Source organism: Blastococcus sp. CT_GayMR20 (genome assembly GCF_004570345.1).
Map to the genome: position 1 here is coordinate 1 of NZ_SPQM01000308.1, position 1,252 is coordinate 1,252.

Here is a 1,252-nt window from a genome sequence, read left to right on the forward strand (position 1 = left end):
GACGAGGTCGCCGCGGTGGTGCGGCGGTCGGCGGCGTTCTCCTCGCTGCCGGACTCCGCGCTGCACGCCGTCCTCGACATGCTGGCCGGCCGCTATCCCTCCGACGCCTTTGCCGAACTGCGTCCCCGGCTCACCTGGGACCGCGTCACCGACACCCTCACCGCCCGCGCCGGCGCGCAGCGTCTCGCCGTCACCAGCGGCGGCACGATCCCCGACCGGGGGCTGTTCGGCGTCTTCCTGGTGGGGGCCGAGGGCACCGGCGGACGGCGGGTCGGCGAGCTCGACGAGGAGATGGTCTACGAGTCCCGAGTGGGCGACGTCTTCCTGCTCGGGTCGTCGTCCTGGCGGATCGAGGACATCACCCACGACCGCGTCCTGGTGACCCCGGCGCCGGGGCAGCCCGGCAAGATGCCGTTCTGGAAGGGCGACGCCCCGGGCCGCCCCCTCGAACTCGGCCGCGCGCTCGGCGCCTTCCTCCGCGAGGTGGGTTCCGCCACCCCGGAGGCCGGGTTGGAACGGGCCCGCTCGGCCGGCCTCGACGACTGGGGCGCGGCCAACCTGCTGGCCTATCTCACCGAGCAGAAGGCCGCGACCGGCCATCTGCCCGACGACCGGACGCTCCTGGTCGAGCGGTTCCGCGACGAACTCGGCGACTGGCGGCTGGTCGTGCACTCGCCGTTCGGGGCCCAGGTGAACGGGCCGTGGGCGCTGGTGCTCGCCGCCCGGCTGCGCGAGCGGTACGGCGTCGACGTCGCCGCCATGCACTCCGACGACGGCATCGTGCTGCGGCTCCCCGACACCACCGGCGAGCCCCCTGAGGCCGACCTGGCGATCCTCGACCCCGACGACGTCGAGCGGGAGGTGACGGCGGAGGTCGGCAGCTCCGCGCTGTTCGCCAGCCGGTTCCGCGAGTGCGCCGCGCGGGCGCTGCTGCTGCCCCGCCGCGATCCGCGTCGGCGCACCCCGCTGTGGCAGCAGCGGCAGCGGGCCGCACAGCTGCTCTCGGTAGCCAGCGAGTTCTCCTCGTTCCCGATCACGCTCGAGGCCGCCCGCGAGGTCCTGCAGGACGTCTACGACGTGCCGGGCCTCGTCGAGCTGATGCGCGACGTGCGCGCCCGCAAGGTGCGGGTGGCCGACGTGCAGACCGACACCGCCTCGCCGTTCGCGCAGTCGCTGCTGTTCGGTTACGTCGGCCAGTTCCTGTACGAGGACGACGCTCCGCTGGCCGAACGTCGGGCGCAGGCCCTGGCGC

Annotated in this window: 1 pseudogene; it reads left to right on the forward strand. The window is 74.4% G+C overall.

The features are described 5' to 3' along the window. A pseudogene (locus E4P40_RS27600) lies at positions 1 to 1,252 on the forward strand (DEAD/DEAH box helicase); the annotation flags it as partial.